This window comes from Paracoccus rhizosphaerae (genome assembly GCF_026162645.1).
GTDB classification, from domain to species: Bacteria; Pseudomonadota; Alphaproteobacteria; order Rhodobacterales; family Rhodobacteraceae; genus Paracoccus; species Paracoccus rhizosphaerae.
Window position 1 is genome coordinate 1 of the sequence record NZ_JAOTBE010000112.1, and the last position, 6,242, is coordinate 6,242.

At 64.7% G+C, this 6,242-nt stretch carries 7 protein-coding genes and 1 pseudogene; 2 read left to right on the forward strand and 6 right to left on the reverse strand.

All coding sequences use genetic code 11. The features are described 5' to 3' along the window. Positions 1-500: 500 nt before the first annotated feature. From OC184_RS19245 to OC184_RS19270, 6 genes are all read right to left on the reverse strand, one after another. The gene (locus OC184_RS19245; RefSeq protein ID WP_378926671.1) at positions 501-968 is read right to left on the reverse strand and encodes a DUF411 domain-containing protein; all 468 of its coding nucleotides are present in this window, start codon (positions 966-968) and stop codon (positions 501-503) included. A gap of 12 nt (positions 969-980) precedes the next feature. Continuing rightward, a complete protein-coding gene (locus OC184_RS19250; RefSeq protein ID WP_265508773.1) occupies positions 981-1,427 on the reverse strand; it encodes an SCO family protein in 447 nt (148 codons plus the stop codon). After that, positions 1,412-1,888, reverse strand: a complete 477-nt coding sequence (locus tag OC184_RS19255; protein WP_265508774.1) for a copper chaperone PCu(A)C — start codon at positions 1,886-1,888, stop codon at positions 1,412-1,414. Before OC184_RS19255 ends, OC184_RS19250 begins: the two co-directional genes overlap by 16 nt. A 1-nt stretch (position 1,889) precedes the next feature. After that, complete coding sequence (locus OC184_RS19260; protein WP_265508775.1) at positions 1,890-2,471, reverse strand: SCO family protein; 582 nt, start codon at positions 2,469-2,471, stop codon at positions 1,890-1,892. An 85-nt stretch (positions 2,472-2,556) separates the two neighbouring features. Beyond that, complete coding sequence (locus OC184_RS19265; protein ID WP_265508776.1) at positions 2,557-2,931, reverse strand: DsbA family protein; 375 nt, start codon at positions 2,929-2,931, stop codon at positions 2,557-2,559. A 95-nt stretch (positions 2,932-3,026) separates the two neighbouring features. After that, positions 3,027-5,249 (reverse strand): heavy metal translocating P-type ATPase, encoded by a 2,223-nt coding sequence (locus tag OC184_RS19270; protein WP_265508777.1) that lies wholly within the window; start codon positions 5,247-5,249, stop codon positions 3,027-3,029. Positions 5,250-5,328: 79 nt separating this feature from the next. On the opposite strand from OC184_RS19270, the gene OC184_RS19275 reads away from it, so the two are divergent. Next, positions 5,329-5,784, forward strand: coding sequence for a MerR family transcriptional regulator (locus OC184_RS19275; protein ID WP_265508779.1), 456 nt, complete (start codon positions 5,329-5,331; stop codon positions 5,782-5,784). A 290-nt stretch (positions 5,785-6,074) separates the two neighbouring features. Continuing rightward, positions 6,075-6,242, forward strand: a pseudogene (locus tag OC184_RS20755) (IS110 family transposase); the annotation flags it as partial.

Sequence of the window (6,242 nt, forward strand, 5' to 3'; positions counted from 1 at the left end):
TGCTTGTGAAGAGAGATCAGCATCCTCGCCTCCCGTCCCGAACCTCGCCAAGGATAGATCTTGCCACGAAAAGCGCCGTCCGGCGAGGATCTATGTGATCATCCGGGATCGGACACCTAGGCCTTGTTCTGATCATCCGGGCAGGAGATGCCGACCGAGAGGTGACAGCGGCTGCACTGGTTGAAACGACCTACGACTTAGAGGCCCTCGGGCATCTTGCCGTCGCCCACGAACTGCTTGTGGCCTTTTTGACTGATTTCTGAATCCGAAATCGCATGACCGTCTGACCATTCAGGAGGTGCATCCGGCGCTCTCCCCTCTGGACAACGACCTGTGTGACCGGAGGGCCTGCATAGCGCTTGTACTGCGGGACGTCGCATTGCACGGAGGTGGATCCGAACTGCCCACAGGCCGCCACGGCACCGATCAGTCGGAGGGAGACGTGGCGGAGGATCAGTTTGATCATCAGGTGGGTTTTCAGTACAAAGGAATAACCGAGGTCAGGCCGCAGGATAATGCGTGAAGACCTCGCTCCTGCCGTCCTTGCGAATCAGTAGGACGTCATAGGCATCGCGCTTGCTTTCCAGCCCCATGCCCGGACTTCCGTAGGGCATGCCCGGCACGGCCAGGCCCCGGGCGTTGGGCCGACCCTGCAGCAGCTTGCGGATGTCGGCAGCCGGAACGTGACCTTCCAGGAAGTAGCCGTCGATCGAGCCGGTATGGCAGGAGGAGGCCTCGATGGGCACCCCGAGGTCCAGCTTGTGCTGCATAAGGAGAGCACCAAACCGCTCTTCATGCGTGACCTCGAAGCCGCTTTCTTGCAGGTAGCGGGTCCACTGCTTGCAGCACTCGCAGCCGGTGCCCTCGACCACGTGGATATGGGCGGATGTTTCACCAAGGCCATGGTGGGGCAGCACGGCGGCCGCCGCCGCGGCAGAGAGAAAGATGCGTCGTGATATGGGGATCAAGGTCTATACCTCCTATGTCATTGCGCGCCGTATCTTCGGCACTGCGAAGTGTGGATTGTCATGCAGGTCGACGATGCTGGACAGCCGCCCATCTGGCCCGAAGACGAAGAGACCTGCATTGTCGTCGATAGTGTAATCACCATCCTCGCGCTCCGCGTCTGGGCCCAGTTCCTCCAACCAGTCGGAGATGTTCGCAAGCGTCAGCGGGCATACGTCGGGGCACCAGGTGAAGCCGAAGAAGGCGATGTTCGTCTGTCCCGCCCAGTCCTGCGGACCAATCCGCCAGCCATCCTGCCGCACCAGCTGCCAGGTCATGGCGCTGACGTCGGCATCGCGAACGGACCGGGCCGCCACAGCTTCGGATTGCCAAGGCAGATCGCCGCTCCGCCAGGCCCCGATGCTCAGCATGAAGCCGACCGCGACCAAGGCGGTGGCGCCAAAAATCAGGGTGCGGCGCATGCGGCCTCGCGCGCGCGGATCGGAAGCACGTCGGTCTTAATCTCGATTGGCCCCGCTTTCTCGAACTGCAGCGTCATTGGGAAGCTGCTGCCTTCGTCCAAGGCGGAAGAAAGCTCCATGAGCATTCCGTGGTAGCTGCCCGGGGCGAGGCTGACCGTGTCGCCGGCCGGGATCACGATCCGGTCGGCATGGGGCATACGCGCTGCGCCGTCCTGAATGACGGTCTCATGCAGCATTGGCATGGCCGCCACGGGCGTCGTGATGCCGGTCAGGTGATCGTCGGAAGACCCGTCGTTGCGGATCGTGACATAGAAAACGGCCGGGCGGTCGGCTCCCACGGTCGCGCGAGACCAGGCGCCGCTGAGGGTGATGTCGCCTTGCGTGACTTCGGCGCATTCGGCGAATGCCATGATCGGCAGAGAGACGGCCAGTGCCGTCGCCGCGACGAGTGCTTTGATCATCTTACAGGCGTTCCTTGAGTTCTGCGGTGATGTCATCGGCTGGCGTGCCGTAGGTGAACTGGCCAAGCCAGTCGCCCTCCGGGCCGATCAGATACAGGCTCGAGCTGTGCGACATGGTGTAGCCCCCCGGTGCGGATGCGTCCGCTTCGCGATCCCCGAAGACCTTGAAGCTGTCGATGGCGGCCTCGGTGGATTGCGCGTCACCCGCCAGACCCAGGATGGAGGGGTGGAAGGCGGCGAGGTAGGCGTTCAGCCCGCTTTCCCGGTCACGTTCGGGATCGACCGAGATGAAGATCGGCTGCACGTCTTCGGCCTGCGGTCCCAGATCGTCCATGACCTGGGCAACCTCGGCCATGGTGGTCGGGCAGATGTCAGGGCAGTTGGTGAAGCCGAAGAAAACCAGGACATGCTTGCCCCGGAAGTCTTCGGTCCTATGGATCGTCCCCGCCTCATCCGGCAGCGCGAAATGCGGCCTGAACGCGGCCGTCTGCTCTGGGTCGTCCTGGCGCCAGAGCAGCGCGGCCATCCCGATGAGCGACACGGCCACGGCGACCCACAATATGATCCTGATGTTCTTAAGCATTTCGATGTTCCGTTTCTATGCGCGGCCTAGCACCTCTAGCCACGTGAGGTTCAAGCGGCTTTGGGGGCCCTCACGGTTTTGTCAGTCAGCCGGGCTCGGCCACGGCGGTTCGGATCGCAGCGCTCAGGCTGTCGAAGCTGACATTCCTGAGCGGCCGGCCGTCCAGGGAGAAAGTCGGAGTCGCCCGCACCCCCATCGTCTGAAGATCGGCCACGTCCCGGTCCAGAATGGCGGTCGTGTCCGGATGAAGCCGGTCTGTGCGTGCCCTCTCGAGATCCAGGCCCACCGCGCCGGCGATGCGCCAGGCGCGATTGAGATCGGGTGCCCCGTGGATGGCCCAATCCGGCTGCTTCGCGAAGAGCGCATCCAGCACCTGTTCGAACTTATCCTGTCGTCGTGCCGCTTCAAGAATGCGCACGGCCTCGTGCGAGCCTTCGTGAAAGGGCGTGTGGCGCAGCACGATCCGCAGCTGCGCCGGATGCCGTGCCCCAGAAAAAGGCCGTCAGATAGATCGCCACGACGCCAAGGCCGATCCACCCTGCCTGTCCGAGCATCTCAGGCCTCCCGGGTGGGATCGACGCCCAGCAGGCGCAGGGCGTTCAGTGTGACCAGCACGGTCGCGCCGGTATCGGCGAGGATGGCGATCCAGAGGCCGGTGATGCCGAAGATCGTCGTCACGAGGAAGACGGCCTTGAGCCCAAGCGCCAGCGCCACGTTCTGGCGGATGTTGCCCATCGTCGCTCGTGCCAGGCGGATCAGGGCGGGAACGTCGGCAACGCGGTCACGCAGGATCGCACCGTCGGCGGTCTCGAGCGCCACGTCGGTGCCCGACCCCATCGCGATGCCGATCCGCGCCTCCTTCAGCGCGGGCGCATCGTTGATGCCATCGCCGATCATCATGACGCGGCCCTCGCCGTTCATCTCGCGGATCGCCGCCAGCTTGTCCTCGGGCATCATCCCCGCATGAAAGCCCAGGCCCAAACCTCCGGCAATCGCCGCCGCGGTCCGGGCGTTGTCGCCGGTGAGCATGGTGGCACTGACGCCCATCGCTGCCAGTTGCCGGACAGCCACGGCCGCATCGTCGCGCGGCTCGTCCCGCATCGCGATCAGCCCCAGAGGCCAATCTTTGCGGTAGACGGCGACAACCGTCTTGCCCGCATCCTCCAAGGTCGTCGCTTCCTGAAGGGATGCCTTGTCGATCCCGCCGGCCTCAGCGGCATGAGAAGGCGAGGCGACCCAAGCTCGTGCCCCGTCCAGCATGGCCTCGACACCGCGTCCGGGCAGGGCCCGAGCCTCGCTTGCCGCCGGTAACGGCACGGAGGCAGCCTCCGCACGGTTCAGGATCGCGCGGGCCAGAGGGTGGCTGGACCCTGCCTCGACGCCGGCGGCGATGGCCAGCAGCTCGGCCTCCTCCACCCCCAGAGTGGGGATCAGGTCGGTCACTACCGGGGTGCCGCGCGTCAAGGTGCCGGTCTTGTCAAAGGCGACATGCGTGACCTTTGCCGCCGCTTCGATGACGGCGCCGCCCTTCATCAGGAGACCGCGCCGGGAGCCTGCCGAAAGTGCCGAGGCGATGGAGGCGGGGACCGAGATCACCAGCGCACAGGGGCAACCGATCAGCAGCAGCGCCAGGCCGCGATAGATCCAGGTCGTCCAGTCCTCACCAAAGGCCAGCGGCGGCACCACGATCACCAGAGCGGCCAAGGCAATGACGGCGGGCATGTAGATACGCGAGAAGCGGTCGATGAACCGCTCCGTGGGTGCGCGCGCCTCCTCGGCCTCTTCGACCAAGCGGATGATGCGGGCGATGGTGTTGTCGCTCGGCTCGCGGGTGACGCGGACGCGCAATGCGGCCTCGGTGTTGATCGAGCCGGCGAAGACCGGATCGCCCACGCTGCGTGTCGCTGGCACGCTCTCGCCGGTGACCGGGCTTTCATCTACGCCGCTGGTGCCTTGGGTGATCTCGCCATCCGCAGGGATGCGGTCGCCGGGACGGACGACGACGCTCTGCCCGATCTGCAGGCTGTCTGCAGGAACCGTCCGGGTGCGGCCATTCACCTCCAGCAGCGCGGTCTTCGGCACCAGATCGGCCAGTGCTCGGATGCCCTGCCGTGCCTTGCCGGCCGCGACGCCCTCCAGCACCTCGCCCACAGCGAAGAGGAAGACGACCAGCGCAGCCTCTTCGGCCGCACCGATGAGCAATGCGCCCCCGGCGGCGATGGTCATCAGGCCCTCGATGGTGAAGGGCTGACCCATGTGAAGAGCCTCGAAGGCGCGCTTTGCCACTGGTGCGACGCCGATCAGGCAGGCCGCGACGAAGGCCCAGTAGCCTGTCTCGGCAGAGGTGAGCAATTCGATGAGCCAAGCGACCGCCAGCAACGCGCCCGTCAGGATGACCAGCCGTCCTTTTGCAGTCCGGTGCCACGACTTGTCCTGCGGAGCCGGTGCCACATCGCCGGCACGGGCGTTTGTTTCCAATGCGTCATCTTCCGCCGGATGGATCGGGACGTCACCGGGCAAGACGAAGGCCTTCTTGCGCGGCGCATCTTGCCCTTTCGGGGCGATGCCGAAGCCCAGTTTGCGGACGGCGCCTTCGATGGCCTCCGGCTCGGTGCTCTCCGGCGCAAGGTTCAGCGTCAGCCGCTCCGACATCAGCGCCACCTTGACCTCGCTGACGCCCGGCAGCCGCTCCACCGCCCGCACCACCTTCGTCGTGCAGGCCGCGCAATCCATGCCCGTTACTGTCCACTCACGCCGCTCTGCCGTTTCCGTAGCCATCTCGCACCCCGTCCAGGTCTTCCACTCACCGAACCTGCAAGATAGGATCTCCAGCCACTAGAGGTTCAAGAGGTTTCTCATGCTGAGCATCGGAAAGTTGAGTGCGGCCACCGGCGTGAAGGTGCCGACCATCCGCTATTACGAGGAGGTCGGCCTGTTGCCGGAGGCGGAGCGCAGTGCGGGCAACCAGCGTCTTTACAGGGCCGAGCACCAGGAAAGGCTGGCCTTCATCCGCCACAGCCGCGAGCTTGGCTTTCCGCTGGATGACATCCGGGAACTGCTGAGCCTGTCGGACCGGCTGGAAATCTCCTGCGCCGCAGCCGATGTCATCGCCAACCGCCAGCTTTCGGCCGTCAAGGACCGCATCGCGCGGCTCCAGGCCTTGCAGCAGGAACTGGAACGGATGCTGACGCAATGCGCCAAAGGGACGATCTCGGACTGCAAAGTCATCGAGGTCCTGGGCAATCACGAGAACTGCCTTCATGACCATCACCGCGAAGGATGCCACCTGGGGTACCCGGCACACGACTCCTGACATGCGCCAAGGCCTGACGTTCATTGAGAACAACCTGCTGCTTCTGCCTATCCTCACGAACGCTTCCGGGTTGCTGGTACCGTCCTTCGGTATCTCCCTTGAGGTCGGCATCAGCCCACTTCTTGCCCTTCTGATGCTGGTCATCAGCCTGACCTTCGACGCGAAGACCGTGCAGATCGTGTTCCTGAGATGCCGTAACGGGGCCTGCGCAGCAACCCGCTCGTTACCGTTGCCAAGGCGAGGGCCAGTTGGCGCCATTCCCGTATTGGATCCAACGGGAGGACTGCGGGATGAAGCTGTTTGTCGGACTGGACGTATCACTGGAGAAGACTGCGACCTGCGTCATCAGCGAGCATGGGAAGATCGTGAGGGAGGCGCAGGCGGCCAGCGAGCCGGAAGCGCTGGCGCGCTGGATTAGGGACTTTGACGGCACCATCGCCGTCGTTGACCTCGAAGCC

What these genes read in the sequence shown, in the direction of transcription:
- OC184_RS19250 (WP_265508773.1), bottom strand. Translation starts at nt 1,427, where the DNA reads ATGCGCCGCACCCTGATTTTTGGCGCCACCGCCTTGGTCGCGGTCGGC.
- OC184_RS19255 (WP_265508774.1), bottom strand. Translation starts at nt 1,888, where the DNA reads ATGATCAAAGCACTCGTCGCGGCGACGGCACTGGCCGTCTCTCTGCCG.
- OC184_RS19260 (WP_265508775.1), bottom strand. Translation starts at nt 2,471, where the DNA reads ATGCTTAAGAACATCAGGATCATATTGTGGGTCGCCGTGGCCGTGTCG.
- OC184_RS19270 (WP_265508777.1), bottom strand. Translation starts at nt 5,249, where the DNA reads ATGGCTACGGAAACGGCAGAGCGGCGTGAGTGGACAGTAACGGGCATG.
- OC184_RS19275 (WP_265508779.1), top strand. Translation starts at nt 5,329, where the DNA reads ATGCTGAGCATCGGAAAGTTGAGTGCGGCCACCGGCGTGAAGGTGCCG.